The following is a 24,246-nucleotide window of genomic DNA, read 5'->3' on the forward strand; positions in this document are numbered from 1 at the left end:
CAAGCAGGCATGCGGAAGGTTGGATCGAAATGAGACTGACGAATTTTTCCGACTACGCGCTCAGAATGCTTATGTTCGCGGCATCCGCGGGGGATCACCTGTTCACCATCAAAGAGACAGCGCGCGCCTTCGGTGTGTCGAAAACGCATCTCAACAAGGTGGCCAACACGCTGACCCGCGCAGGCTATCTTGTCGCGGTTCGCGGCAGGTCTGGTGGGTTGAAACTCGGTCGCCGGCCAGAAGACATCCGGATCGGCGACGTCATCCGGTTGACAGAGCCGGATTTCGCACTGGTCGAGTGCTTCGCTACCGGGAACCAGTGCACAATCACGCGGTGCTGCAAACTTTCCACCATGCTGCACGACGCGCTGTCGTCGTTCCAGAGCATCCTTGATCGATACACGCTCGCCGACATCGCACTGAAGCCCACCGATTTCCTGGGCGACACATCCCGCGCCTAGCGACGTGCCGGCCGACATGGGCAGCGCCAGTGATTGGCGGAGCCCAGTGTTCGCCGTTGCTACCGGCGCGGTACGCCCGATGCCAAGAGTTCGCCCAGCAATAAGGGGTGAGGAACGATCGACTGCTGGTGCGGGCCAAGGTCGTGCACGTCAGCCGTTACCGGCTGGTGCGTGGCCGCTCCGGTCGGAAGATGTGATTTGCCACCAGATTGGTGCGGAGAAGGCTGAGAGCCAGGGCAAGTCCTTTGGCTGGTCGCTGTCCCAGGCGTGGCTGAACGATGTGCTGCCGAGCGACTTCGATGCAGAGGCGCAAGCCTTCTTTGCTGATGCTGGCCGGCGCAAGGAACCTGAATGCCGTACGCGCCAATGGTCCTCGGGCTGTGCATGGGAGGCGGACAGCCGTTGCAGAGTAAACGCGTTTCACGATAACCGTCTTTTCCGGATTGCGAGGGGGCGGATGGTATGGATCGGGAGTTGTGGGATACGGGTTTTTCATCGCTGCCGAAGTGGACGTGCCCCCACTGCGAAAAGGGCACTCTGCTTACAATGCCCAACTTCCCTCGAAGCGAAGAAACCGAATATTCGAAGGAAGAGCAAAACCACCCCGATTCCGAGCCGGACTGGACCGTGGAGCGCTTCGTCGCCCTGATGAAGTGCGAGATTCCGTCCTGCGGTGAGGTTGTCGTCGTCGGCGGCAATCGTGCTGTCTGGCATCAGGAGGACTACGAATACCAACGGCAGTCATGGGAGACGATGCTGGTCTGCGGCTTCCTCCGGCCCGCTCCACATATCATCCCCGTTTCGAAAAAGCTTCCCCATGAATGCGAGGCGCAGCTCAAGAAAGCATTCGAGCTGTACTGGGTGGACAAAGCGGCTGCGGCGAACCGCCTCCGGATTTTTGTAGAGCGTCTGATGGACCATTTTCAGGTGCCGACCAAGGGGAAGGGGAATAAGATGAAGACTCACACACTCGACCTTTCCGAACGCATTGACGAGTTCGAAAAAATGAAGCCGGGGCACAAAGATGCTCTCGATGCGCTGCGCCATGTCGGGAATTACGGAAGCCATGAGGGGCAGGCCAACAAAGAGGCGCTTCTGGATTGTTTTGAGCTGCTGGAAGACGCACTGAGCGAGCTGATTGACGAAAAGAAAGCCATGCTTGCGGCAAAGGCCCAGAAGCTTATCCAGAACAAGGGCAAGAGCGGATTCTGACGGCGCACGCAATTTGTCTTCGGGCAGCTGGGGAATCAGGGGGAAGGAAGCATATGCTCACCGACGCGTTGCTTGAGGAGTTACACTATAGGGGCGAAGGTTCCGATCTGGACTACAAGGCTGAGCGCTATCCGTTTGCCAAGGCCAGCGATGAAGAGAAGTCGGAGCTGTTGAAGGACATCCTCGCGCTAGCCAACACACATCGGGATCGCACCGCCTATATCCTGATGGGCTTCAAGGAGAACCCACCCCATCCGGCGGAAGTGGTCGGGCTGTCTCCAGAAGGCGCAATCGATGATGCCCGTCTTCAAGAGTTCGTGAATGGGAAGTTGGAGACCAAGCTGGTCTTCCGTTACGAGGAACGGTTGTTCAATGGCCAACATATCGCCGTGATTTCTATTCCAAAACAGCAACGGCCTTTCTACCTCAAGAAAGACTACGGCAAATTGGCTAAGGACCTGGTCTACGTGCGGCGGGGAAGCGCCACTGGGATCGCGTCTCCCCGAGAGATCGCGATGATGGGAGCAGCCAATTTGGCGCGAGGTGAAGCCCAGGTTTTGCTATCGTTCCAGACGCCGGAGAACCAGCCCCTGCCACATATCTTCGAAAGGGAGTTCCTAATTTTCCCAACGGACTTGCCCGACCTCGTGGCAGATCGAAGCAACATATTCTTCGCTTCAAGCCTGCGCGTCAACGAAGACTACTGGCGAGAGGGTGCTTACTACCAATCAAGCTGGAGGCGGGTAATATTCGCTAGATTATTGCTGGCCAACCAATCGGATTTCTCCCTCGGAGACGCGCATCTAGAAGTGACATGCCGTTGCCCGGAAGGTGAATCCGTGTCGCTGCTTCGCGCCGACTGCATGCCTGACGAACCAGACTCCTCCCATTTGGCCCACATCGCCAGATTGCCCATCAACTTTGAGCATGCCAATCAGCGCGTGAGCATTGACGAGCGAGCTAGCGAGCCAATGGCGCACGTCACGTTGGGAACGATACGGCCAAGTCAAACGATTCGCGCCGAGGAGGATCTGGCATTCCTACCATCAGGCCCGGGTAGTTACCTTCTTCAGGTCCGCATCCTGGCCAATGAAATTCCAAACCCGCTACTGATCGCACACCCGTTTGACGTTGCTGGTCCGGTGAGGAACGTTAGTGAGTCGTACCTCCATGAGTTGATGTAGACGGCCTCAGACGAGAGCGAGGACTAAGCGCGTCTTGTTTTCAACCAGGGTGCCATCAAGGCCAGTACGCCCGTGCCCAGCGATGCCCATCCCTCCAGTGGGGAAGGCGATCCCGTCAAGCGCCTATCCACTTTGTCCGGAATGACGACCCACCGGGCGAGTCGTAGGCGATGTCTGCTTTCAGGCACCGGCAGAGTTGCCATCTACGGCTGACATTGGGCGCATTGCTGACTGACCGCTTTGAGCGCGCTGGTGGCCGGAGAGTGTAGACTATGCGCCAACTCTTCCAACCCGAAGCGGGGTTAAGGAGTCACCGTTCCAGCGCTAAGTTCTAAAACGAACACCCACGCCGCCGCCGTTTTTAGAAACGAACTCAACGCCGGCGGCTTCCAATGCCTGTCGAATGGCCCTCACGTTCGCCGCAGTGAGGGATGTGGTGCCATCTTCAACTTCCGCTCGACTCACAGTTGCAACGCCAATACCAGCAGTCTTCGCAAGCTCTTTTGCGCTCCAATTCACCAGCGCCCGGGCCGCACGGATTTGGGCTCCCGTGATTTCGTTGGCATCATATGATTTCGAATTGATCAATCTAAACTCGTGTGCTACCTAGCTGTTACTTGAGACTGCAGTTCACTCTCGCGGTATCAAAGGAACTGCGGCTGTATCCGGTGCAGGAACACCGAATACAGCCTGACCAAACCTAAGCTGGTTGGAGCTCGGATCATGGCTGATTCCGACAATACCACAGCTTTGCCTTTCGTCATCCAAGGGGGACGAAGGAAGAGCTGTGCTGTGCATGACGATGGGGCAGTTAGCGATGTTGTACATGCTGTGCGCTTGCTTGCGCCCATCGACCCATGCGTGGTCCTTCTGCAGGAATGGGAACAAGCACACCACATGGCCGTGGTTTTGTGCCGGCTGCAGCAGCGCCTCGAGATAAGGATCAGGAATGCCCTGAGGGCTTCTGAAGCAAGCGGTCGAACTGAGAACGACCAGCAGAGCGCACCGCAGCCAGCAGATCACCAGACACGTTGGGACGAGATCGACCAGGAGGTCGGCTACTCACGAGCCCGAGCAGCCGAGGCACAAGCCGTTGAGGCCGAAGACGAGATCCTCGACGCTGTTGCCACCACACCCTCCCAATCATTCGCTGGGGTGATCGCCAAGCTGAAGATCATCGTCGGCGGTGGCGAGAACATGGACGACACATCGGCCTTTCCCTGGCCGCAAATTCAGTCAGTCCTGGCGGATCTCCAGGCACTGGGTGACCGCGGCGCGGACGCGCTGCCGGCGGATAGCCGGCGCCAGCCCACTGAGGATCGCGGCCTGGACGGCGAGACGAACCGCCTTCGCGCATCCAAGTCAGACGGCACCATAGCCCGCGAAAGCCATCCACGGCGAAGCTGAACGCATAGCAGGATCGGGAGGCGAGGCAGGCGATGCCACGCGGCCACGCATCAGACGTGCCCTGGATCGGCGGTCGGGCAAGCACCTTTTACAACAATGGGAGAGAGAGAAATGACCTTCAGAAGTTCTGTACGCCTGCGGCTTGCATTCATGTGGTGCGTTTTGCTTGCTTTGATCGTCGCCTTGCCAGGTGGTCCGGCCCTTGCCGAGACGACGAAGGAGCGCATCCTGCGCGAGGGCAAGATTGTCATCGGCATTCACAACCGGACGCCATGGGGTTTTCGCGATGAAGCCACTGGCGAGGCAAAGGGATGGCACCCCGACCTGCTCAGGGCCGCCTTTGCCGAACTTGGCGTCAAGGAGATCGACATCAGGGTCACCGAATTCGGCGCCCTGATCCCGGGTCTGCTGGCCGGCCGCTTCGATGCGGTGGCGTCCGGTCTTTCCATCACGCCGGAGCGCTGCCTCCAGGTTGCCTTCGGTGCACCCGATCTCAAGGTCCATGACGCAGCCATCGTGCTCACTGGCAATCCAAAACAAATCCATGGCTTCGACGATATCGTCAGCAAGCAGATCATCATGGGTGCCGGCCGCGGCAGCGTGTCAGTCAGGAATGCGACTGTAGCCGGCGTGCCGGAAAGCAACATGCTGCTGTTCCCCGACATCGAGGCCAACATCTCGGCCCTGCGCTCCGGCCGCATCGATGTGACGGTCTTGTCGTCTCCCACAGCGATTGGGCTGCTTGCCAGCGGCAAGCTGAAGGGACTGGAGAGCGCGACACCCTTCGTGACGACGGACGAACAGGCAACTTATGCCGCTGTCGCGTTCCGCAGCGAAGACCAGGATCTGCGGGCGCTGTGGGATGAAAGGCTTGTCGCCCTGACAAAGGATGGAACGGTGACCAAGGTCATGGCCAGATATGGCTTTGGCGAGACCGAGATCGTGCCTGATACCGTCACCGTCGAGAAGCTCTGTGGCACGGCTGGTGCCGGCAAATGACCATCCTCGAGATCTGGCTCGGCATTCTTCAGGGCTTTCGCGTCACCGCATTGGTGACGCTCTATGGCCTGGTCTTTGCCATTCCCTTTGGGCTCGTCTTTGGTGTCGCCCAATACCTGACCACGGGCCCGGCGCGGTTCGTGGTGACGTCGATCATCGAGTTCTGGCGCAGCTCCGCCGTCATCATCCTGCTGTTCGTCTTCTATTACGCCCTGCCCCTGGCCGGACTGGCACTGTCGGCAATGACGGTCAGTGCCATGGTGCTGGGGCTCAACATTGGCGGTTATGCCAGCCAGGCCGTCAGAGCCGGCCTGCAGGCACTCGACCGTGGCCAGAAAGAGGCTGGCCACGCGCTTGGACTGTCGCGTTCCACCATCCTGTTGCGCATTGAACTGCCCCAGGCGCTGGTGGCGATGAGCCCGACCTTCATCAACCAGCTTATCCAGCTGGTGAAGGCGACATCGCTTGTCTCGCTGGTGACGCTCACCGACATGACCTTCCGCGCCAAGGAGATCTCGCAGATCGAATACGATCCGGTACCGATCTACACCTCCCTGCTGCTGGCCTATTTCATCGTCTGCTATCCGGTCGCACTTTTCGGCCGTTGGGTGGAACGGCGCATCAACCCGGCAAGGGAGGCGTATCGTGCAGTTTGATCTCGCCTTTGCCCTTTCGACGGTGCCACCGATCCTTGGCGCCATTGGCATGACGTTGCTGGTGGCGGCCGTCAGCTGCGTTGGTGCCTCCGCAATCGGTTTCGGCTTCGAGCTTGTTCGCCGCTCTGGTGGCTGGGGCGGTCTGTTCGTCCGCTTCCTGATCGACTTTATCAGGGCAACGCCGGTGCTGGTCTGGCTTTACTGCCTGTATTTCATTCTGCCCTTTTACGGCATTCGCCTTGGTGCGCTTGCCACAGGCATGATCGGGCTCAGCCTCTATTACAGCGGTTATCTCGCGGAGGTGTTCAAGGCCGGCATCGATGCCATTCCCAATGGCCAGGCGGAAGCCGCCAGAGCACTAGGCCTTGGCAGGATGGATATGACCATCTTTGTCATCGCCCCGCAGATGCTGCGCAACATCGCGGCACCCATGGGCAACTACTTCGTCTCGATCCTCAAGGCGACGCCTTATCTGGCCGTGCTTGCCGTGCCGGAGATGCTGGGCCGTGCCTTCGACATTGCATCCGACACCTACCGCTATGCCGAGCCTTTGACGGTCGCCGGCCTGATCTTCCTCGGTCTCGCACTCCTCATCTCATACGCCATCAAACGGCTCGAAACCCGGCTGCTTGGGCCGACAGCGAGGTAGGCGGCCGGCTGCTCACCCAACGGCTGATCACGTCCTCACAGAACCAAACACTTAGCTCGCTATCTTCAAGCATATGTAGAGATACTCCATGACCCACACAGACGACAAACCAGCCGTCCAGATCGCCTCGCTCAACAAGTGGTATGGCGCCTTCCATGTGTTGAAGGAGGTCAACCTCACCATCCCAAGCGGATCCCGCGTCGTGATCTGCGGACCTTCTGGTTCAGGCAAATCAACGCTGATCCGCTGCCTCAACGGACTTGAAGCCTACCAGCAGGGGACCGTCACACTTGGCACGATCCGCCTGGGCGACAATGCCAGGGAGACGGCACTGGCCCGCCGGCAGACCGGCATGGTGTTCCAGAGCTTCAACCTGTTTCCGCATCTGTCTGTATTGTCGAACTGCACGCTTGCGCTGCGCAGGGTTCTTTCCATGCCGCGCAACGAAGCCGAAAGCCTGGCGCGGCATTTCCTGGAAAAGGTCCGCATTCCCGAACAGGCCGACAAATACCCAGCACAACTGTCAGGCGGACAGCAGCAGCGGGTGGCGATTGCGCGAGCGCTGTGCATGAACCCGCGCCTGATGCTGTTCGACGAACCAACCTCCGCACTCGATCCCGAAATGGTCAAGGAGGTGCTCGACGTCATGACCGGGCTGGCCCACGAGGGCATGACCATGATCTGCGTCACCCATGAGATGGGCTTTGCCCGCGAGGTTGCCGACCAGGTGGTGTTCATGGATCAGGGCAGCATTGTCGAACAGGCCTCGCCGCTGACGTTCTTTACAACGCCCAGTCATCCCCGCGCCCAGTCTTTCCTCAACACGCTGCTGCATTGACATGAAGATGTCGCCGGCGGGCGAGACGCGCATCTGGACAACTCTTGATTTTGACCGGGACGGCAAGCAGCACGATTGGCTGAGACTGCCGTTCTCGACTGACCAGACCGCCTATGGCGTCATTCCGATCCCGATCACCTGCATCAGGAACGGCGCCGGGCCGACCGCACTTTTGATCGCCGGCAATCACGGCGATGAGTATGAGGGCCAGGTGGCACTGGGCAAGCTGGCTCGGCAGGTCGAACCCCACGACGTGCGCGGTCGTATCCTCATTCTGCCTGCGCTCAACTATCCCGCCGTCGTTGCGGGGCGACGTCTCTCCCCCCTCGACGAAGGCAATCTCAACCGCCTGTTCCCAGGCGAGGCGAACGGCACTCCAACCCAGATGATCGCCCACTATGTCAGCTCGGTTCTGCTTGCGATGGCCGACATTGTCATTGACCTGCATTCAGGTGGCAGATCCCTGTCATATCTTGCCTGCTGCCTGATACGCGTTGGCAAAACGGGAGCCGAAACAGCAAGACTCATGGAACTCTTGCAGGTCTTCGGCGCTCCCATCGGATCCATCAGCGACGGCAGCGGTGGCGGAGGGGCGACCACTCTTTCTGCAGTTGCCCAGGCTCTTGGCGTTCCAACCCTCACAACCGAGTTGGGAGGAGGCGGTACCTTCTCAACGACAGGCGAGGCCATCGCCAGCCAGGGCATCTACCGCGTCCTCAAGCACATCGGCGTCTTGCCCAATGCCGAAACCAAACCGGCACCGCCTGTCCGATTGATGCGGGTCGCCGGGAGGGGCGCGTTCACCTATGCCCCCATTCATGGCATCTTCGAACCTGCTGTCGAACTCGGCGACTCTGTCGACACCGGTCAAACCGCAGGCTTGATTTTCCCTGTCGAAGGCTCCCAGAAGCCGCCCGAAGAAGTCTGCTTTTCTCAGCCAGGCCTCGTGGCCTGCCGCCGCGCGCCAGCCCTTGCTGCCCCCGGAGACTGCCTGTTCAAGCTCGTGACCGATGTCGGGGCGATGTGAGCGGCCAGCACATGACAAAGCCTCAAGAGAAAACGTGATGGTCGGGCGCCGACTTCATCACACGGCCTGAATAGGCGCGCAGCCCATCAATCACTTCCGGTCAATCCCGGTTTTTTGGGATTCTCTCTGCTTTTCCACTGCTTTACGCGGATGGTCCGCAAATCGCAGGAGGATGCATGAAGCCGGATTCGTCTGAGTGGCGTAGCTCGCAGGCCTACGATTTCATAAGCAACGTGCCTCCAGATGCCCTCGCCTGGGAATTCCTCCGCCGCAATCCAGCCTATCAGCGTGAATTCGCAGACATGCAGCAAATCAACCCCACGCCGAATGCCATCTCCCCGAATGAGCTGCAGTCGCAGTGGGGGCTTCGATTTTCCAGCAAATCCTGATCGCCCGGCAACCAAGCAGCCGGTTTACTGGACACCCGAGGTAGATCCGGGTGTTGTCCTGCTCATCAACACGCCGCCGCTGCTGGCAGACGATGCGGACGTCGTCGCCGCTTTGCCGCCGGCGGTTTCAAAGCGTGATGAGCTAGGTGAGCACCTGCGCACCCTGTCGGCGGCAAATAGCTGTCAGATTGCGCTGCTTTACGGCACCGATAGCGCGCGTCCCCTCGCCGCGATAGTACCTCTCGACGCCAAGGCGCCCGAACGACTGTCGTCCCTGGATAGATTTCTCAGATCGTCCAAGGGAAGCGGCGTGCCCGATAAACGCCTGACATCATCGCAACGCACTCGCCTCGGCCATATGCTTCGCGCTCTCGACGGCCGAATCGAAGGGGCTTCCCATTTCGAGATAGCCCACGCCCTGTTCGGTCCTCGCTTCATTGTCGCTGAAGAATGGCAGGATTCGCCATTTCGTTACACAACGCTGCGCCTGGTTCGCGATGGCCACAGAATGATTGACGGCGGCTACCGCCAGCTCCTGCGGTTCCGGCGGCGCGAAGCCTGACTGCTCGTTGCCAAAGTCCGGTGGCAATGCCTGTCCGTGCGAAATAGGCTCCATCCATTCCGCACCTGAACAACGCCGGAGCCCTTCTCCATCATAGCCCATGTCCGCCGCTCGATCTCAGCGGCTTTCACAAGTGCGATGGAGATGACCCGATGAACGGTCGAAACGCCGGCTTGCCGCCACGCTTTCTGCGCACCAAGGAAGCGGCTACGTTTCTGAGCCTGTCGGCCAGGACGCTCGAAAAGCACCGCACCTACGGGACAGGCCCCGACTATCGCAAGCTCGGCGGCCGGGTCGTCTATGCCATCGACGATCTCCAGGCCTGGGCCAATCGCGGAGCCATGACCTCGACCTCCGACCCACGGGGCACCGTGCTTCCGGCCAAACGCCATTCCCTTATGCCTGCGGCACATGCCGACCGCTTGGCCCGCTGATCGCTCGGCTGTTCCCCTTGTCGGCGCGGACTCGCCCACCTTCAGAGCGCGGACAGCTTGATCTGTTCCATGCGCTCCCCGGCGACTTCGCTCCTCGCGATGCACAGGACCTCATGGCCTATCCATTCTTTTCCCTCGCAAAATCCAGACGCACGGCACCCATCGATTTCAAGGCCGGTGGCGTAACGATCAGGGTGGAAGCCATACCGGATCATGGCATGGCGACGATCTGGGACGCAGACATCCTAATCTGGGCCGCCAGCCAGATCGTCAACGCCCGCGATGCCGGACTACGGACATCACGGCTGATGGCTGCGACGCCCTACGAGATCCTAACCTTTACCGGGCGCGGCGTCAGCTCACGCGACTATCAGCGCCTGAAAGCCGCGCTTGATCGTCTCCAGTCGACCACGATCGCGACCTCCATCCGCCAGCCAGCCGAGGGCCGGCGCCATCGCTTCTCCTGGCTCAACGAATGGCAAGAGCGGACCGACCGCGATGGACGGCCAGTCGGCGTCGAACTGATCCTGCCGGATTGGTTCTATCGCGCGGTCCTCGATGACGCGCTCGTGCTGACCATCGACCGGACATATTTCGAACTGACCGGGGGCCTCGAGCGTTGGCTTTACCGCATCGTGCGCAAGCATGGCGGACACCAGCAATACGGCTGGAGGTTCGGCTTCGCCCATCTGCACCATAAGTCCGGCAGCCTCTCGCCGCTCAAGCACTTTGCATATGACCTGCGCGACATCGCCCGACGACAACCCCTGCCTGGCTACCGCCTCGGCATCGAACACCAGGTTGACGGTCCTGATGTCCTCACCTTCGTCACCACCACTCCGGCCGCTTTCACTTCGCCACGCCTGGAGCGGAAACCATCCACGCGATTCGGGGATAAGCTGTGAATACGCTCGTGCTATCGGGGACCACCCCTGTCGTGCCATCGGGGACCCGACCTTCGTGCTATCGGGGACCGGAATTGACGATTCCTCGTCGGATTCCAGTGCCTTGCGGCCACCGTAACGTCTCTAACCCAGATTCTTTCAGAATCTTTCTAACGCACCCCTGCCTTCGCCGGCATGAGGATGACTGCCCCATAATTGCGGAGAGCTCGTCATGAACGCAGCACTCCTCACCCATGTCGAACTGACCTTTGTCGAAAAGAGGATCGAGCACTGGATCCGCTTCGGTCGGGCAGCGCACGAACAACGTATCGATCGCCGCCGTCGCATCCTTTCCTTCCAGCCCGGCACGATCTTCGCCTTTGTCCGTTGGGCTTCCAATGACTTCGGCACAGTGATCTCACGGATCGACATTGTGCGTGCGGTCGCCCGCGGCGAAGCCTATCAGACGCTGCCTTTCGTCCGTCCAGGCGGCGACATCCTGCTCAAGATCGATAGCTGGCCCAAAGTCGAGCGCGTGCTTCAGGTGATCGATGCGATTGAACGTCTCGGTATCGATCCCGAAGCCGTATCGCCCGATCACTGGCGACACATCCACAACCGAATGACAGCTAGCCAAGAGCCACGGGCGTACACGCTCGACCAGCATCGCGGCTTCCTTCTGCGCCTGAAGGCGAAGCCATGAGCCGCCTCAGCACCGTCCTGACGACGGTACTCGCTGCGACAGGCGTCGGCTATCCGGCGCTCACACCGATGCCGATCAGGCTGATCTGGAATGTTTCGGCCAGTGCACCGATCGGCCTTTACTCGATCGACTTCGACAGTCCGCTCGAAGTCACTGATCTTGTCGCCGTCGACGCGCCGGAGCCGCTCGCGATCTTCTTCGCCGCGCGCAACTACCTGGCCAAAGGCGTTCCGCTCCTGAAGCGCGTTCGCGCAGTCTCCGGGCAAACCGTCTGCCGTTCGAACGTTCTCATCACAGTCGACGGCATCGAGGCTGGCACCGCGCTCGAGCACGATCGCGCGGGCGGTACACTGCCGGCCTGGAGTGGATGCCTGCGCATCCCCGCTGACGAAATCTTCCTCATGAACTGGGAGGTCCGCGACAGCCTCGACGGTCGCTACTTCGGCCCCATTTCCATCGACCGCATCATTGGCCGCGCCATCCCTCTTTGGACCGACGAGGAGGGTGACGGCCGCTTCGAATGGCGCGCTTCAACGCGGTGAGCGCGCCAGCGGCAGCGTCCGTCTCGCCGCCGCCCCCATCACCGCCGAACCAGAAAAGGAGCTAGCCATGCCACAGATCGGACTGTTCACGCGCGAAGGAGACAGCTACTCGGGCCGCATCCACACATTCACGCTCGACCTCGAACTCACCATCGTACCGGTCGAACCGGGCGACGGTGACAACACACCCGACTATCGCGTGCTGCGCGGCACCGACGACGGGCCGGAGGTCGGCGCAGGCTGGACACGCACCAGCGAGAAGGCCGGGGAGTATATTTCGTTGCAGCTCGACGACCCGACCTTCCACGAACCGATCCGCGCACGCCTGTTCCGGAATAGTGACGACGCGACCACATGGTCGTTGCACTGGAGCCGTCCACGCGACCGCGGCGAGACGGCTTGAGCGATGCCCTGCCGCAACGTTCCAATCGCTTCTCGGCTGCGCCCAACGCGCAGCCGATCGGCCGCCGGACAGCGACAGCCGGTTCGCCGGTTCGCGCTTCGTCTTCTTTCCGGCCTCCTTTTGTCGGCCTGCTCGGTCGGCCCGTCCATTGCGAAAGCCAATGCAATACATCAATCGGAGCCTAGTGATCCTTATGCCGCCCACATAGCCGAAGCTTCTCGACGCTTCGCAGTTCCGGCTGCCTGGATACGCGCCGTCATACGCAAGGAAAGTGCAGGCGACGCGCGCGCCGTGTCCAGCGCCGGCGCGCTTGGCCTGATGCAGATCATGCCTGGTACCTGGGAGGAGCTACGCGGTCGATGGCCGCTCGGACAGGACCCGTTCGAGCCGCGCGACAACATCCTGGCGGGCACCGCCTATCTGCATGAGATGCACGATCGCTTCGGATCGCCGGGTTTCCTCGCGGCGTATAATGCGGGCCCGACACGCTACGAAGCCTATCTCGCCGGCCACCCTTTACCGGCCGAAACCCTTGCCTATGTCGAAACTCTTTCCCCTCTGATCAATGGCGGTTCACTCACCGAGCCGGCGTCGACGCCGGTGGCAACTAGTGGCCCGGAAGCGCTGCCGTGGCGCCGCTCGCCGCTTTTCGTTCGAGCCCCCGTGGGCACTGAGCCGACGCTGTCCGAGCGCGAGAATAGTGCAGCCGCGGAGCGCTCCGTTATGCCCGATGCCGTTGCCATCACGCCGCGCTCAAACGGCCTCTTCGCCGCGCGCACCGGCATGGGAGACCAGTTTTGACTGTCGTCGCAGGATGGCGGTGTGTGGCGGGCATCCGGCAGCGATGGGGAAGGTACGGCGTTAGTGCTGGAGAAACGACAGAGGACGGCGAGATAAAAGCGCCTGCCCGAAACGCGTTAAGCCATTGGCATGGCTTGCGTTTTCCGGTGCATGCCGGTCGGTCGAGGGCATATAGCCCGAATTTTTCCAATGCTTTCAATGTTTGGACATGCACGACCAGCCTTCGGTCACGACTTGGACACGGCCATGAACGAGGGTGACCGCGACTTCCTCATCAAGCCAGGCCGCATTCGTTCGACGAAGTCGCCGAAGTCCAAGAGCTTCGTCAATCAGGTGCTCGCCGCGGCCAAACGCACCGGCCACACCACTGGCGGCGCTACACCAGGCAAGCCGGGACGCCGGCTCGGCCACTCGACCTTCGGACGCGGACGCAATGTCTTCGGACGATCCCGCATCTTCTCATCGCATCGCCGCGTCGTCATCAAGGCGCGTATCGCCCGCCATCAGGGGCGGGCATTCCGTTCAGCACCGCTCACCGCCCACGTCTCCTATCTCAAGCGCGAGGGCGTCAGCCGAGATGGGGAGAAGGGTGTGATGTTCGACGCCAGCACCGACCGTGCCGACGACCTCGGCTTCGCCGATCGCTGCAAGGACGACCGGCATCACTTCCGCTTCATCATCTCGCCAGAAGACGCAGCCGAGATGACCGATCTCAAAGCGTTCACCCGAGATCTTGCGCGCCAGATGGAAGCCGATCTTGGTACGCGCCTCGACTGGATCGCCGTCGACCACTGGAACACAGACAACCCGCATGTGCATGTGCTCATGCGCGGCGTCGACGACGTCGGCGCCGACCTCGTCATCTCTCGCGACTACATCAGCCGCGGCCTGCGCTCCCGCGCCGACGATCTCGTCGACATCGAGCTCGGTCCGAAGCCGGAGCACGAAATCCGAAGCGCACTTGAAAAAGAAATCACTGCCGAACGTTGGACGCGGATCGACCAAGAGATCCAGCGCGCCGCCGATGAGACCGGCTATGTCGATCTCAGGCCAGACCGATCCGCCCCAGCTGATCCGGCACTTCGCCGCCTCATGGTCGGCCGGCTCCAGCATATCGAGAAGCTGGGGCTCGCCATCCAGGGTAAATCAGGACAATGGGTCGTTAGTCTCGAAGCCGAACGCACATTGCGCGATCTCGGCATGCGCGGCGATATCATCAAGACGATGCACCGCGCCTTCACGGAGCGCGGCCAGGATCGCGGCGTTGGCGATTATGTGGTCGACGGCGGAACCTCTGGCTCGCCAATCGTTGGGCGCCTAGTCGGTCGCGGCCTTCACAACGAGCTGACCGGCGAGGCCTACGCCGTCATCGACGGGGTTGACGGTCGTGCCCACCATGTCCGTTTCCGGGGCGTCGAAGCTTTCGACCAGGCTCCCGCAAATGGCGGCATTGTCGAAGTCCGTCGGCTCAATGGCACGGACGACCGCCGCCCGACTTTGGTGCTTGCGATGCGATCTGACCTCGACCTTCAAGCGCAGGTCACAGCACCCGGTGCTACCTGGATCGATCATCGCCTTGTCGAGCGCGATGCCATGTCGATGTCGCAGACCGGGTTTGGTCGCGAGGTACGCGAGGCCATGCAAGCGCGCGCCGAACATCTCGCCGATGAGGGTCTTTCCCGGCGCGACGGCCAGCGCATCATCATGCAGCGCGATCTCCCCGCCACGCTTCGCCGCCGCGAGCTCGAGGCCGTCGGCGAGAAGCTTTCGGCCGAGACCGGCTTGCCGCATGTGAAGACGCAAGCCGGGCACCGCGTCACGGGCGTCGTGCGCCAGCGCCTTGCCCTCTCTTCTGGCCGCTTCGCCATGATTGACGACGGTCTCGGCTTCCAGCTCGTGCCCTGGTCGCGCGATCTCGACCGCAAGCTCGGCCAGCATGTCGCCGGCGTCGCGAAGGTGGCCGGCGGCATCGAACTGTCGGGACGCAAGCGCGACCTCGGCCTCTGACAACGACGGAAAAGGATCACGCATGTCGGCGACCAAAATCCTCTGGGGCCAAATCACGGTGGTCTTCCTGATCGTGATCGTCACCACCTGGGCCGCGACCCAATATGTTGCCTGGCAGCTTGGGTATCAGGCGCAACTCGGCACGCCCTGGTTCAGTCTCGGTGGTGTCCCGATCTACTATCCGCCCGCCTTTTTCTGGTGGTGGTACTTCTTCGACGCCTACGCGCCCGAGATCTTCAACAAGGCTGCTTTCATTGCGGCCTCAGGCGGCTTCATCGCTATCGCCGTCGCCATCGGCATGTCGGTCTGGCGCGCTCGCGAGGCCAAGAACGTCCAGACCTACGGCTCCGCACGATGGGCCCAAAAGAAGGAGGTGGAGGCCGCTGGGCTTCTCGGCCGAGACGGAGTCGTGCTTGGCCGGCTCGATCACGACTATCTGCGCCATGACGGGCCCGAGCATGTGCTGTGCTTTGCGCCGACACGTTCTGGCAAAGGCGTCGGCCTTGTGGTGCCTACGCTCCTGACCTGGCCGGGCTCGGCAATCGTTCACGACATCAAGGGCGAAAACTGGCAACTCACGGCCGGCTTCCGCGAAAAGCATGGTCGCGTGCTGCTCTTCGATCCGACCAATCCAAAATCAGCCGCCTACAATCCCCTGCTCGAGGTTCGTCGCGGTGAATGGGAGGTGCGCGATGTACAGAATGTCGCCGATATCCTCGTCGACCCCGAAGGCTCGCTCGACAAGCGCAACCACTGGGAAAAGACCAGCCACTCCCTTCTCGTCGGCGCGATCTTGCATGTCCTCTATGCTGAGGAGGAAAAAACGCTCGCCGGCGTCGCAGCCTTTCTCTCCGATCCGCGCCGTCCGATCGAAGCGACACTCGCAGCGATGATGACGACGAGGCATCGCGGGGAGGCCGGCCCGCATCCCGTTGTCGCATCGACGGCACGCGAGCTCCTCAACAAATCCGACAACGAAAGATCCGGCGTGCTGTCGACCGCCATGTCTTTCCTTGGCCTTTATCGCGATCCGGTCATCGCGGAAGTGACTGGGCGTTGCGACTGGCGCATCTCTGATCTCACCTCGGACTCAAGGCCAACGACGCTCTATCTGGTCGTACCACCCTCGGACATCTCCCGAACCAAGCCGCTGATCCGTCTCGTCCTCAACCAGATAGGCCGACGGCTGACCGAGGACCTGCACGCAATGGAACGCAAGCACCGCGTCCTCATGATGCTCGACGAGTTCCCGGCGCTCGGCCGCCTAGATTTCTTCGAGTCCGCGCTTGCCTTCATGGCCGGCTACGGCATCAAGAGCTTTCTCATCGCACAGTCGCTCAACCAGATCGAAAAAGCCTACGGCGCCAACAACTCGATCCTCGACAATTGCCATGTGCGCGTGAGTTTCGCGACCAATGACGAGCGGACAGCCAAACGCGTGTCCGATGCTCTCGGTACAGCCACCGAAATGAAGGCGATGAAGAACTATGCCGGCCACAGGCTCTCGCCATGGCTTGGGCACCTGATGGTCTCGCGTTCAGAAACGGCGCGCCCCCTCCTCACCCCCGGCGAGGTCATGCAACTTCCACCGTCCGAAGAAATTGTCATGATCGCAGGCACGCCGCCGATCCGGGCAAAGAAGGCGCGCTACTATGAGGATGCGCGCTTCCGCGAGCGCATCATGCAGCCGCCGGATCCGGCCAAATTGGGCAAGACCCCTCGCTGCGACAGTTGGTCGACAGTCCTGCCGCAGAAGCCCGACCCAGTACCTGCAGTCGCTGAAGGGCCTGACAGCGCCAATGCCGGCCTGCGCCGCGAACCGGAACTTCCCGAACACGTCGCGATCGCAAAGGAAACCGCTGACCAGAAGCCGGCCGAGGAGTTCGCGCATATCCTCGACGACGAGCCGGAGGACACCGCTCGACAGCGTCAGACGCTACGCCGCCAGATGAGCGGCATCGCTCGCCAAGTCTCGCTCGATCCGGGCGACGGAATGGAGCTCTAAGCACATGCGCGACCGTCTTAACTTGACCCTGCCGGTGGAACTTATCGGGCGCATCAACGAGCTTGCCGACCGCAAGAAATTGCCTAGGTCGGCCATCGTGGAGGCGGCGGTGAGCTCGTTCCTGTCGCCCGACCACTCAGATGTGCGGGAAGCAGCTTTCGCACGCCGGCTCGACCGACTGTCGAGGCAGGTCCAGCGGATGGAGCGCGATCTTGGCGTCACCGCGGAAACACTCGCCCTTTTTGTGCGCTTCTGGTTGTCGATCACCCCACCACTCCCGCCGGAGGCGCAAGCTGCGGCTCAGGCCAAAGGCCGCGAGCGTTTCGACGGCTTCGTAGAAACGCTCGGCAAGCGGCTTCAGAAGGGCCAGAGCTTCCTGCGCGAGATTCCCGAAGATGTTGAGGGCAATTGAATCCGTAGATGTGACAATAGGCGGGTTCTTAGGGCGAAAGGAAATACCCCGGCTGCGACCGCACAATTTGTTCCCACCATGGATTAGTCAGGTTACGCGTTTTGGAAAACCCCCATCCGCCTAGTAAGGGATGTTTTACTTAGGTTGCTCTAATATAGTAAAATGACTAGACGGAATCTCATCCTTGCTAAGGCAGCGGTCGTGAGCGCCATTGCGATCATTTCGACCTTTGCACTTTCATTTTCCACCAGATTAGCTCTTGGAATGCCGATCGACTGGCTCAGCTGGATCGAATGCACCGTGATTCCTATTGTGATCGCGATGCCGGTCGCCTCGTATATTTTCCATCAGTCCGAGTTGTACAGGGAAGCCAGTGAGGCGCTCGCGAAATCGCATGCGGCATTGAGAAAGACGCACGAAAAACTCAACTATGCGACCAGCCACGATCCGGCGACAGGACTTTTTAATCGCGAGGCCTTCATTAGCCATCTGGCTCGTGCGCGTCGTGATGAAGACTGCGACACACTTCTCCTGATCGATGCTGATGATTTCACAAAGATCAACGACCGGCACGGCCATGCCAAAGGGGATGAGGCCTTGGTCCGTATAGCTAAGGCTCTTCTGTACGCAACGCGACCCGGCGACGTTGTTGCCCGAACCGGCGGCACCGAGTTTGGCGTCATCCTAGGCGGCGTCGACAAGGAGAACGCGATGTTGCGGGCAGACATCATCAGACGGCAAGTTGAGACGATCCCCTCGATGAAAAGCGGTCGCGGAAGCGTCAGGGCAACGGTCAGCATAGGCGGCGCGGAGATCCGCGGCTCGGCCGATGCAGCAGAAAGCCTGCGTCAAGCCTCTCGATGCCTATACGAGGCAAAACTTCAGGGCAAAAACCGCGTCTCTTTCAGCTACAAATCGGCGTAATGCCCGGCTGGCTATGTGTGGTTGAATTGGCTGGAAGCCCACCCGCGCTCATCGCTTGCCCTTACGTTAGGATTGGCTAAATCACGGCTGAAGCTCAGCATTGTCGGGTCTGCCTAGACACGTACCTCGCTGGCCTGTGCTGGGAAGGTCTCGTCCTGCCCCGGGGTTGATCGCGTGCTTGACAATGCGGAATGCTGGTGCAGTTTTACATGGTGGTGGAATGTCTGAAATCGAACTGTCCGAAGCCCAAGAACTGGCGCAGGCTATGGGCGATCCGGAGTTCACTTATACTCTGGACGCAAATGAGGCCGTCGAGATTGGCATGATTGCCCTCGGCCGGTTAATCTATTGACCATGCCGTCCTCAATGGTGCTGTCGAACTCCGGCTGATCTCGAGAGCGATCTGGGCATGCTGCTTTGAACCGCCAGCCACCCGCGAGCCTCCAGCCGGGGCTTTCTCGGCGAACGCGCATGCGGATGCGGCCCTCTGCCCCGCCCTTTTTCCTGCAATTGCACGCTGCTCTACTACGCTTCGTGAAATCTGTTGAACCTGCCTGATTTCTGGCTCCCTTAATCATCCCCGATCAGGGTCGCGCGGCGCGCCACCCGCACCAGAACGGGGACGATGTGGCAACTTCTCAACGACATTCCGAAGCATCCTTGCGCGGTGCGCGCATGCTTCGCACCGCGCTGGGCCCAGCGATCGCTGGATTCCTTGAAGATCCGTTGATCGCCGAGGTGATGCTCAATCCCGACGGGCGGATCTGGATCGACCGTCTCTCCGGCGGCCTTGAAGATACAGGTTGCACGCTTGTGGCCGCGGACGGCGAACGCATCATTCGCCTCGTCGCCCACCATGTCGGCGCCGAGGTACATCCTGGCAATCCACGCGTTTCGGCCGAGCTTCCCGAAACGGGAGAGAGGTTCGAGGGGTTGCTGCCACCCGTCGTCGCAGCACCAGCCTTTGCGATCCGAAAGCCGGCCGTCGCCATCTTCACCCTCGACGACTACGTCGCAGCCGGCGTCATGACAGCGCAGCACGCAACGGCCCTGAGTCAGGCAGTCGCCGCGCGCGCCAATATTCTCGTCGCTGGTGGCACCTCGACCGGCAAGACCACGCTCACCAATGCTCTTCTTGCGGAAGTCGCCAAAACCTCAGATCGCGTCGTCCTGATCGAGGACACACGCGAGCTGCAATGCGCTGCGCCCAATCTCGTGGCCCTTCGCACCAAAGAAGGCGTCGTCTCCCTCTCCGATCTCGTTCGCTCGTCACTTCGACTGCGGCCCGACCGCATTCCCGTGGGCGAAGTGCGCGGCTCCGAAGCGCTCGATCTCCTCAAAGCCTGGGGCACCGGACATCCTGGCGGCATCGGCACCATCCATGCCGGCACTGGCATTGGCGCCCTGCGGCGCCTCGAACAACTCATCCAGGAAGTCGTCGTCACCGTCCCGCGCGCACTGATCGCGGAAACCATCGATCTTGTCGCGGTGCTTTCGGGGCGCGGGTCCGCCCGACGACTGGCTGAACTTGCCCGCGTCGAAGGGCTCGGCCCCGGTGGCGACTACCGCATCGCACCAATCCCCTCCAACAACGAAGGAACGTCCGCATGACCTCGCCCCTTTCCCGAGCCGGACGCCGCATCGCGGCATTTTGCTCGGTCACCGCCCTCGCACTCGCTGTCGCCCCTGTCGCACACGCCGCGGGCTCGTCCATGCCCTGGGAACAGCCACTGCAGCAGATTCTTCAGTCGATCGAAGGCCCGGTCGCCAAGATCATCGCCGTGATCATCATCATCGTGACCGGTCTAACGCTCGCTTTCGGCGACACCTCGGGCGGCTTCCGGCGGCTGATCCAGATCGTCTTCGGCCTCTCGATCGCCTTCGCCGCATCGAGCTTCTTCCTCAGCTTCTTTAGCTTCGGCGGCGGAGCGCTCGTCTGATGGAGGAACAGGTCCCAGGGTTCAGCGCACCTGTTCATCGGGCGCTTTCAGAACACATCCTGCTCGGCGGCGCCCCACGCTCGATCGCCATCCTGAACGGCACACTGGCTGCGGCCCTCGGGCTCGGCCTGCGGCTCTGGATCATCGGGATCGCGCTGGGGTTGATCGGCCATCTTGCCGCCGTCTGGGCCGCCAAGCGCGATCCGATGTTCGCCGACGTTGTGCGCAGGCATCTGCGCATCCCCGGCCACCTCGGGGCGTGAGGTGATCGCCATGATGAACCTTGCCGAATATCGAAACCGCAATGCCCGTCTCTCGGACTTCCTGCCCTGGGCCGCTCTGGTGCGCCAGGGCGTTGTCCTCAACAAGGATGGCAGTCTCCAGCGCAGCGCCCGATTCCGCGGCCCGGATCTCGACAGTTCGGTCGCAGCTGAGTTGGTCGGCATCTCAAGCCGGCTCAACAATGCTTTCCGACGCCTCGGCTCGAACTGGGCGATCTTCGTCGAAGCCCAGCGTCATGCAGCCGGCGCCTATCCGGAAAGCACATTCGCTGACCCCGCCTCCGCCCTGGTCGATGCCGAACGCAAGGCCGGCTTCGAAGAGACCGGGGCCCACTACGAATCCAGCTATTTCCTGACATTCATTTATCTGCCGCCGGCCGAGGACGCCGCCCGGGCGGAAAGCTGGCTCTACGAACGCAAAGCCGAAAGCGGCGTCGATCCGCACGAGATCGTCATCGGCTTCGTCGACCGTACCGACCGCGTGTTGCAACTTGTCGAAGGCTTCATGCCCGATTGCGCATGGCTCGACGATGTCGAAACCCTGTCTTACCTTCATGCCTGCGTTTCGACCGAACGCCATCGAGTGCGCGTTCCCGAGACGCCGATGCATCTTGACGCGTTGCTCGCGGACCGATCCCTGACCGGTGGCCTCGAGCCACGTCTTGGCGACCAACATCTTCGCATTCTCACCATCATCGGCTTTCCGACCGCGACCACACCTGGAATCCTCGACGAGCTCAATCGCCTCGCATTCCCCTATCGTTGGTCGACCCGCGCCATCCTCCTCGACAAGACTGACGCCACGAAGCTCCTTACCAAGATCAGGCGGCAATGGTTCGCCAAGCGCAAGTCGATCGCAGCGATCCTCAAGGAGGTGATGACCAACGAGGCTGCTGCCTTGGTCGACACAGATGCGGCCAACAAGGCTGCCGACGCCGATCTCGCCCTGCAGGAACTGGGCGCCGACTATGCCGGACAGGCTTACGTCACAGCGACGCTCACCGTCTGGGACGCCGATCCGCGTGTCGCCGACGAAAAGCTGAGGCTCGCCGAAAAGGTCATCCAGGGGCGCGACTTCACATGCACGCCCGAGACCATAAATGCCGTTGACGCCTGGCTAGGTTCGCTGCCCGGGCACGTCTACGCCAATGTGCGGCAACCGCCGCTCTCCACCGTCAATCTAGCCCACATGATCCCGCTCTCGGCTGTATGGGCAGGACCGCAAGAAGATGAGCATTTCGCAGCGCCCCCTCTGCTGTTCGGCAAGACCGATGGCTCGACTCCGTTCCGCCTTTCGCTTCATGTAGGCGACGTCGGCCACACGCTGATCGTGGGCCCCACAGGTGCTGGCAAATCGGTGCTGCTCGCGCTGATGGCACTACAGTTCCGCCGGTATCGCCGCTCGCAGGTCTTTGCCTTCGATTTCGGCGGCTCAATCCGCGCCACCACACTCGCCATGGGTGGTGACTGGCACGATCTTGGTGGCGGACTGAGTGGCGACATTGCCGAGCCGGTTCAACTCCAGCCGCTCGCACGCATTCATCATGTACCGGAGCGTGCCTGGGCGGCGGACTGGATTGTCTCGATCCTGGTCCGTGAGAGCGTCTCCATCACGCCAGACATTAAGGAGCATCTGTGGTCGGCGCTGAGCTCTCTCGCCAGTGCTCCGGTCCATGAGCGCACGATCACTGGCCTCAACGTCCTGCTCCAGTCAAATGACCTGAAACAGGCGCTTCGCCCCTACTGCGTCGGAGGTCCTTATGGCCGGCTCCTCGACGCCGAGTTCGAGCGGATCGGCGAGACATCGGTCCAGGCCTTCGAAACCGAGGGGCTGGTCGGCACAGCTGCCGCGCCCGCGGTGCTTTCTTATCTCTTTCACCGTATCGAGGACCGGCTCGACGGCTCGCCTTCGCTCATCATCATCGACGAAGGATGGCTCGCGCTCGACAGTGATGGCTTCTCCGGCCAGATCCGGGAGTGGCTGAAGACGTTGCGCAAAAAGAACGCCAGCGTCGTCTTCGCCACGCAATCGCTGGCAGACATCGACAACTCGACGATCGCGCCCGCCATCATCGAGAGCTGTCAGACCCGGCTCCTGCTGCCGAACGAACGCGCAATCGAACCGCAGATCACCGCAATCTACCGTCGCTTCGGCCTCAATGATCGTCAGATCGAGATCCTGGCGCGCGCTACACCAAAGCGCGACTACTATTGCCAGTCTCGGCGAGGCAACCGGCTCTTTGAACTCGGCCTTTCCGAAGTCGCGCTGGCGCTTTGCGCCGCATCTTCAAAATCCGACCAGACGCTGATTGGGCAGATCTTCAGTGAGCATGGCCGCGACGGCTTCCTCACAGCTTGGCTGCGCGCCCGCGGCGTCGACTGGGCGGTCGACCTCATCCCCAACCTCACCAACTTCGTCCCCGAACCTCATAAGGAGCCCGCGCCATGACCACCCAATCCTCGACCCTGCGTGCTGCCTTGCTTGCGGCAACGGTTCTTTCCATCACCGGAGCCCTTTCGCCCATGGTGACGAGCCCAGCGAAGGCCTTCTTCGGCCGGATTGTCTACGATCCGACCAACTACGTACAGAACGTGCTCACCGCCGCCCGCACGCTTGAGCAGATCAACAACCAGATCAAAAGTCTGCAGAATGAAGCGCAGATGCTCATTAACCAGGCGAGGGACCTGGCGAGCTTGCCATACTCGTCTCTCCAGCAGCTGCAGCAGTCGGTCCAAAAGACTCAAGCGCTTCTCAGCCAGGCGCAGAACATCGCCTTCGACGTGCAGCAGATCGACCAGATTTTTGAACAGAAATACGGCAGCGTGTCATTGTCTGCCTCAGATCAAGAGCTCATCGCCGACGCGCGTACCCGCTGGCAAAACACCGTGGGCGGCTTGCAGGACGCCATGCGTGTCCAGGCAGGCGTCGTCGAAAACATCGAGACCAATCGTGCCCAGATGTCGGCGCTGATCGGCCAGAGCCAGAATGCCGCCGGCGCACTTCAGGCAACACAAGCCGGCAACCAGCTCCTTGCGCTCCAGGCTCAGCAACTCGCCGACCTCACCGCTGTCATCGCCGCCAATGGCCGGGCGCAGGCGCTGACCGAGGCCGAACGCACAGCCGCTGCCGAACAGGGCCGCGAGCAGCGCCGCCGCTTCCTGACCCCGGGTTCCGGCTATCAGCCCGGCAATGCCCGCATGTTCAACAATGGCAACTGACGGCCAGAGGAGAACATCATGGACGGCAAGATGCTGGCGCGCCTCGGCGCAGTCGTGTTCGTCGCTGTCGCCATCACGGCGACAGCGATCGAATTGACCCGGAAGGAAGCAGTGCCTGCGACGGCGCCGGTACTGGTTCTGCGGCCCGAGGCCGATCAGTTGCACGAGAGACAACGCCGTTGCCAGCAGTTTGGACTGAAGGCGGCTGAAGACGCCGAATGCCTGCGCGTCTGGGCGGAAACCCGCGACCGATTCCTTGGTCGCACGCCCGTGCCTCCTGCTCCGCAAATTCAGGAAGGGCGGTGAA

29 protein-coding genes are annotated in these 24,246 nt (G+C 61.2%); 28 read left to right on the top strand and 1 reads right to left on the bottom strand.

All coding sequences use genetic code 11. The features are described from left to right. The first annotated feature begins 29 nt into the window (after positions 1-29). The 3 genes from J1C56_RS09805 (at position 30) to J1C56_RS09815 (ending at position 2,857) form a co-directional block, all read left to right on the top strand. Entirely contained in the window at positions 30-461 is a 432-nt protein-coding gene (locus tag J1C56_RS09805) for an RrF2 family transcriptional regulator (protein WP_214388459.1), read from the top strand. A gap of 462 nt (positions 462-923) precedes the next feature. Next, a complete protein-coding gene (locus J1C56_RS09810; protein ID WP_214388461.1) occupies positions 924-1,673 on the top strand; it encodes a DUF4145 domain-containing protein in 750 nt (249 codons plus the stop codon). A 53-nt stretch (positions 1,674-1,726) separates the two neighbouring features. After that, positions 1,727-2,857 (top strand): AlbA family DNA-binding domain-containing protein, encoded by a 1,131-nt coding sequence (locus J1C56_RS09815; protein ID WP_214388463.1) that lies wholly within the window; start codon positions 1,727-1,729, stop codon positions 2,855-2,857. A 324-nt stretch (positions 2,858-3,181) separates the two neighbouring features. On the opposite strand, the gene J1C56_RS09820 is transcribed toward J1C56_RS09815, so the two are convergent. Further along, positions 3,182-3,445, bottom strand: coding sequence for a helix-turn-helix domain-containing protein (locus J1C56_RS09820; RefSeq protein WP_214388465.1), 264 nt, complete (start codon positions 3,443-3,445; stop codon positions 3,182-3,184). A 135-nt stretch (positions 3,446-3,580) separates the two neighbouring features. On the opposite strand from J1C56_RS09820, the gene J1C56_RS09825 reads away from it, so the two are divergent. From J1C56_RS09825 to trbK-alt, 25 genes are all read left to right on the top strand, one after another. Then, positions 3,581-4,264 carry a hypothetical protein gene (locus J1C56_RS09825; RefSeq protein WP_214388467.1) on the top strand — a complete coding sequence of 228 codons (684 nt, stop codon included), beginning with the start codon at positions 3,581-3,583 and terminating at the stop codon, positions 4,262-4,264. 111 nt (positions 4,265-4,375) lie between these two features. Further along, the gene (locus J1C56_RS09830) at positions 4,376-5,263 is read left to right on the top strand and encodes a transporter substrate-binding domain-containing protein (protein ID WP_214388469.1); all 888 of its coding nucleotides are present in this window, start codon (positions 4,376-4,378) and stop codon (positions 5,261-5,263) included. Beyond that, entirely contained in the window at positions 5,260-5,919 is a 660-nt protein-coding gene (locus tag J1C56_RS09835) for an amino acid ABC transporter permease (RefSeq protein WP_214388471.1), read from the top strand. Before J1C56_RS09830 ends, J1C56_RS09835 begins: the two co-directional genes overlap by 4 nt. Beyond that, complete coding sequence (locus J1C56_RS09840) at positions 5,909-6,568, top strand: amino acid ABC transporter permease (RefSeq protein WP_214388473.1); 660 nt, start codon at positions 5,909-5,911, stop codon at positions 6,566-6,568. The genes J1C56_RS09835 and J1C56_RS09840 overlap by 11 nt, the downstream gene beginning before the upstream one ends. 88 nt (positions 6,569-6,656) lie before the next feature. Then, positions 6,657-7,406: an amino acid ABC transporter ATP-binding protein gene (locus J1C56_RS09845; RefSeq protein WP_214388475.1), complete on the top strand. Its 750-nt coding sequence runs from the start codon at positions 6,657-6,659 to the stop codon at positions 7,404-7,406. Between the two features lies 1 nt (position 7,407). Beyond that, a complete protein-coding gene (locus tag J1C56_RS09850; protein WP_214388477.1) occupies positions 7,408-8,433 on the top strand; it encodes a succinylglutamate desuccinylase/aspartoacylase family protein in 1,026 nt (341 codons plus the stop codon). Positions 8,434-8,609: 176 nt separating this feature from the next. Then, positions 8,610-8,822, top strand: coding sequence for a transcriptional regulator domain-containing protein (locus J1C56_RS09855; RefSeq protein ID WP_214388479.1), 213 nt, complete (start codon positions 8,610-8,612; stop codon positions 8,820-8,822). Further along, the gene (locus J1C56_RS09860) at positions 8,776-9,384 is read left to right on the top strand and encodes a DUF2285 domain-containing protein (RefSeq protein ID WP_214388481.1); all 609 of its coding nucleotides are present in this window, start codon (positions 8,776-8,778) and stop codon (positions 9,382-9,384) included. Before J1C56_RS09855 ends, J1C56_RS09860 begins: the two co-directional genes overlap by 47 nt. 152 nt (positions 9,385-9,536) lie before the next feature. After that, positions 9,537-9,818 carry a helix-turn-helix transcriptional regulator gene (locus J1C56_RS09865; RefSeq protein ID WP_055977808.1) on the top strand — a complete coding sequence of 94 codons (282 nt, stop codon included), beginning with the start codon at positions 9,537-9,539 and terminating at the stop codon, positions 9,816-9,818. A gap of 17 nt (positions 9,819-9,835) precedes the next feature. Beyond that, on the top strand, positions 9,836-10,723 hold the full coding sequence (locus J1C56_RS09870) for a replication initiator protein A (protein ID WP_214388490.1): 888 nt from the start codon (positions 9,836-9,838) through the stop codon (positions 10,721-10,723). 211 nt (positions 10,724-10,934) lie between these two features. After that, positions 10,935-11,405, top strand: a complete 471-nt coding sequence (locus J1C56_RS09875; protein WP_214388492.1) for a DUF2840 domain-containing protein — start codon at positions 10,935-10,937, stop codon at positions 11,403-11,405. Further along, complete coding sequence (locus J1C56_RS09880) at positions 11,402-11,947, top strand: S26 family signal peptidase (protein ID WP_214388494.1); 546 nt, start codon at positions 11,402-11,404, stop codon at positions 11,945-11,947. Before J1C56_RS09875 ends, J1C56_RS09880 begins: the two co-directional genes overlap by 4 nt. 67 nt (positions 11,948-12,014) lie before the next feature. Then, on the top strand, positions 12,015-12,350 hold the full coding sequence (locus tag J1C56_RS09885) for a DUF736 domain-containing protein (protein WP_214388496.1): 336 nt from the start codon (positions 12,015-12,017) through the stop codon (positions 12,348-12,350). Between the two features lie 3 nt (positions 12,351-12,353). Beyond that, a complete protein-coding gene (locus J1C56_RS09890) occupies positions 12,354-13,151 on the top strand; it encodes a lytic transglycosylase domain-containing protein (RefSeq protein ID WP_214388498.1) in 798 nt (265 codons plus the stop codon). 246 nt (positions 13,152-13,397) lie between these two features. After that, positions 13,398-15,158 (top strand): relaxase/mobilization nuclease domain-containing protein, encoded by a 1,761-nt coding sequence (locus J1C56_RS09895; protein WP_214388500.1) that lies wholly within the window; start codon positions 13,398-13,400, stop codon positions 15,156-15,158. 22 nt (positions 15,159-15,180) lie between these two features. After that, the gene (locus J1C56_RS09900) at positions 15,181-17,163 is read left to right on the top strand and encodes a conjugal transfer protein TraG (protein WP_214388502.1); all 1,983 of its coding nucleotides are present in this window, start codon (positions 15,181-15,183) and stop codon (positions 17,161-17,163) included. Between the two features lie 4 nt (positions 17,164-17,167). After that, the gene (locus J1C56_RS09905; RefSeq protein ID WP_214388504.1) at positions 17,168-17,575 is read left to right on the top strand and encodes a ribbon-helix-helix protein, CopG family; all 408 of its coding nucleotides are present in this window, start codon (positions 17,168-17,170) and stop codon (positions 17,573-17,575) included. 201 nt (positions 17,576-17,776) lie between these two features. Beyond that, positions 17,777-18,499 (top strand): GGDEF domain-containing protein, encoded by a 723-nt coding sequence (locus tag J1C56_RS09910; RefSeq protein ID WP_214388505.1) that lies wholly within the window; start codon positions 17,777-17,779, stop codon positions 18,497-18,499. A gap of 220 nt (positions 18,500-18,719) precedes the next feature. Beyond that, a complete protein-coding gene (locus J1C56_RS33295) occupies positions 18,720-18,851 on the top strand; it encodes a hypothetical protein (protein ID WP_275945146.1) in 132 nt (43 codons plus the stop codon). Positions 18,852-19,174: 323 nt separating this feature from the next. Further along, complete coding sequence (trbB, locus tag J1C56_RS09915) at positions 19,175-20,110, top strand: P-type conjugative transfer ATPase TrbB (protein ID WP_246591294.1); 936 nt, start codon at positions 19,175-19,177, stop codon at positions 20,108-20,110. Continuing rightward, on the top strand, positions 20,107-20,439 hold the full coding sequence (locus J1C56_RS09920; protein WP_214388509.1) for a TrbC/VirB2 family type IV secretion system protein: 333 nt from the start codon (positions 20,107-20,109) through the stop codon (positions 20,437-20,439). The genes trbB and J1C56_RS09920 overlap by 4 nt, the downstream gene beginning before the upstream one ends. Further along, a complete protein-coding gene (locus J1C56_RS09925) occupies positions 20,439-20,702 on the top strand; it encodes a VirB3 family type IV secretion system protein (protein ID WP_214388511.1) in 264 nt (87 codons plus the stop codon). Before J1C56_RS09920 ends, J1C56_RS09925 begins: the two co-directional genes overlap by 1 nt. Positions 20,703-20,712: 10 nt before the next feature. Beyond that, positions 20,713-23,169 carry a conjugal transfer protein TrbE gene (gene trbE / locus J1C56_RS09930; protein WP_214388513.1) on the top strand — a complete coding sequence of 819 codons (2,457 nt, stop codon included), beginning with the start codon at positions 20,713-20,715 and terminating at the stop codon, positions 23,167-23,169. Continuing rightward, the gene (gene trbJ / locus J1C56_RS09935; protein ID WP_214388515.1) at positions 23,166-23,939 is read left to right on the top strand and encodes a P-type conjugative transfer protein TrbJ; all 774 of its coding nucleotides are present in this window, start codon (positions 23,166-23,168) and stop codon (positions 23,937-23,939) included. Before trbE ends, trbJ begins: the two co-directional genes overlap by 4 nt. An 18-nt stretch (positions 23,940-23,957) precedes the next feature. Then, the gene (gene trbK-alt, locus J1C56_RS09940) at positions 23,958-24,245 is read left to right on the top strand and encodes a putative entry exclusion protein TrbK-alt (RefSeq protein WP_214388517.1); all 288 of its coding nucleotides are present in this window, start codon (positions 23,958-23,960) and stop codon (positions 24,243-24,245) included. The last annotated feature ends 1 nt before the right edge of the window (position 24,246 follow it).

This window comes from Aminobacter anthyllidis, from assembly GCF_018555685.1.
In the GTDB taxonomy this organism is placed as follows: domain Bacteria; phylum Pseudomonadota; class Alphaproteobacteria; order Rhizobiales; family Rhizobiaceae; genus Aminobacter; species Aminobacter anthyllidis.

Bases quoted from the DNA above. Each gene is read 5' to 3' on its own strand.
- J1C56_RS09815 (WP_214388463.1), top strand. From the start codon at position 1,727: ATGCTCACCGACGCGTTGCTTGAGGAGTTACACTATAGGGGCGAAGGT.
- J1C56_RS09890 (WP_214388498.1), top strand. From the start codon at position 12,354: ATGCCCTGCCGCAACGTTCCAATCGCTTCTCGGCTGCGCCCAACGCGC.
- J1C56_RS09850 (WP_214388477.1), top strand. From the start codon at position 7,408: ATGAAGATGTCGCCGGCGGGCGAGACGCGCATCTGGACAACTCTTGAT.
- J1C56_RS09855 (WP_214388479.1), top strand. From the start codon at position 8,610: ATGAAGCCGGATTCGTCTGAGTGGCGTAGCTCGCAGGCCTACGATTTC.
- J1C56_RS09875 (WP_214388492.1), top strand. From the start codon at position 10,935: ATGAACGCAGCACTCCTCACCCATGTCGAACTGACCTTTGTCGAAAAG.
- J1C56_RS33295 (WP_275945146.1), top strand. From the start codon at position 18,720: ATGTCTGAAATCGAACTGTCCGAAGCCCAAGAACTGGCGCAGGCTATG.
- trbJ (WP_214388515.1), top strand. From the start codon at position 23,166: ATGACCACCCAATCCTCGACCCTGCGTGCTGCCTTGCTTGCGGCAACG.
- J1C56_RS09885 (WP_214388496.1), top strand. From the start codon at position 12,015: ATGCCACAGATCGGACTGTTCACGCGCGAAGGAGACAGCTACTCGGGC.
- J1C56_RS09835 (WP_214388471.1), top strand. From the start codon at position 5,260: ATGACCATCCTCGAGATCTGGCTCGGCATTCTTCAGGGCTTTCGCGTC.
- J1C56_RS09900 (WP_214388502.1), top strand. From the start codon at position 15,181: ATGTCGGCGACCAAAATCCTCTGGGGCCAAATCACGGTGGTCTTCCTG.
- J1C56_RS09805 (WP_214388459.1), top strand. From the start codon at position 30: ATGAGACTGACGAATTTTTCCGACTACGCGCTCAGAATGCTTATGTTC.
- J1C56_RS09905 (WP_214388504.1), top strand. From the start codon at position 17,168: ATGCGCGACCGTCTTAACTTGACCCTGCCGGTGGAACTTATCGGGCGC.
- J1C56_RS09865 (WP_055977808.1), top strand. From the start codon at position 9,537: ATGAACGGTCGAAACGCCGGCTTGCCGCCACGCTTTCTGCGCACCAAG.
- trbE (WP_214388513.1), top strand. From the start codon at position 20,713: ATGATGAACCTTGCCGAATATCGAAACCGCAATGCCCGTCTCTCGGAC.
- J1C56_RS09925 (WP_214388511.1), top strand. From the start codon at position 20,439: ATGGAGGAACAGGTCCCAGGGTTCAGCGCACCTGTTCATCGGGCGCTT.
- J1C56_RS09810 (WP_214388461.1), top strand. From the start codon at position 924: ATGGATCGGGAGTTGTGGGATACGGGTTTTTCATCGCTGCCGAAGTGG.
- J1C56_RS09880 (WP_214388494.1), top strand. From the start codon at position 11,402: ATGAGCCGCCTCAGCACCGTCCTGACGACGGTACTCGCTGCGACAGGC.
- trbB (WP_246591294.1), top strand. From the start codon at position 19,175: ATGCTTCGCACCGCGCTGGGCCCAGCGATCGCTGGATTCCTTGAAGAT.
- J1C56_RS09895 (WP_214388500.1), top strand. From the start codon at position 13,398: ATGAACGAGGGTGACCGCGACTTCCTCATCAAGCCAGGCCGCATTCGT.
- J1C56_RS09845 (WP_214388475.1), top strand. From the start codon at position 6,657: ATGACCCACACAGACGACAAACCAGCCGTCCAGATCGCCTCGCTCAAC.
- J1C56_RS09860 (WP_214388481.1), top strand. From the start codon at position 8,776: ATGAGCTGCAGTCGCAGTGGGGGCTTCGATTTTCCAGCAAATCCTGAT.
- J1C56_RS09825 (WP_214388467.1), top strand. From the start codon at position 3,581: ATGGCTGATTCCGACAATACCACAGCTTTGCCTTTCGTCATCCAAGGG.
- J1C56_RS09830 (WP_214388469.1), top strand. From the start codon at position 4,376: ATGACCTTCAGAAGTTCTGTACGCCTGCGGCTTGCATTCATGTGGTGC.
- J1C56_RS09920 (WP_214388509.1), top strand. From the start codon at position 20,107: ATGACCTCGCCCCTTTCCCGAGCCGGACGCCGCATCGCGGCATTTTGC.
- trbK-alt (WP_214388517.1), top strand. From the start codon at position 23,958: ATGGACGGCAAGATGCTGGCGCGCCTCGGCGCAGTCGTGTTCGTCGCT.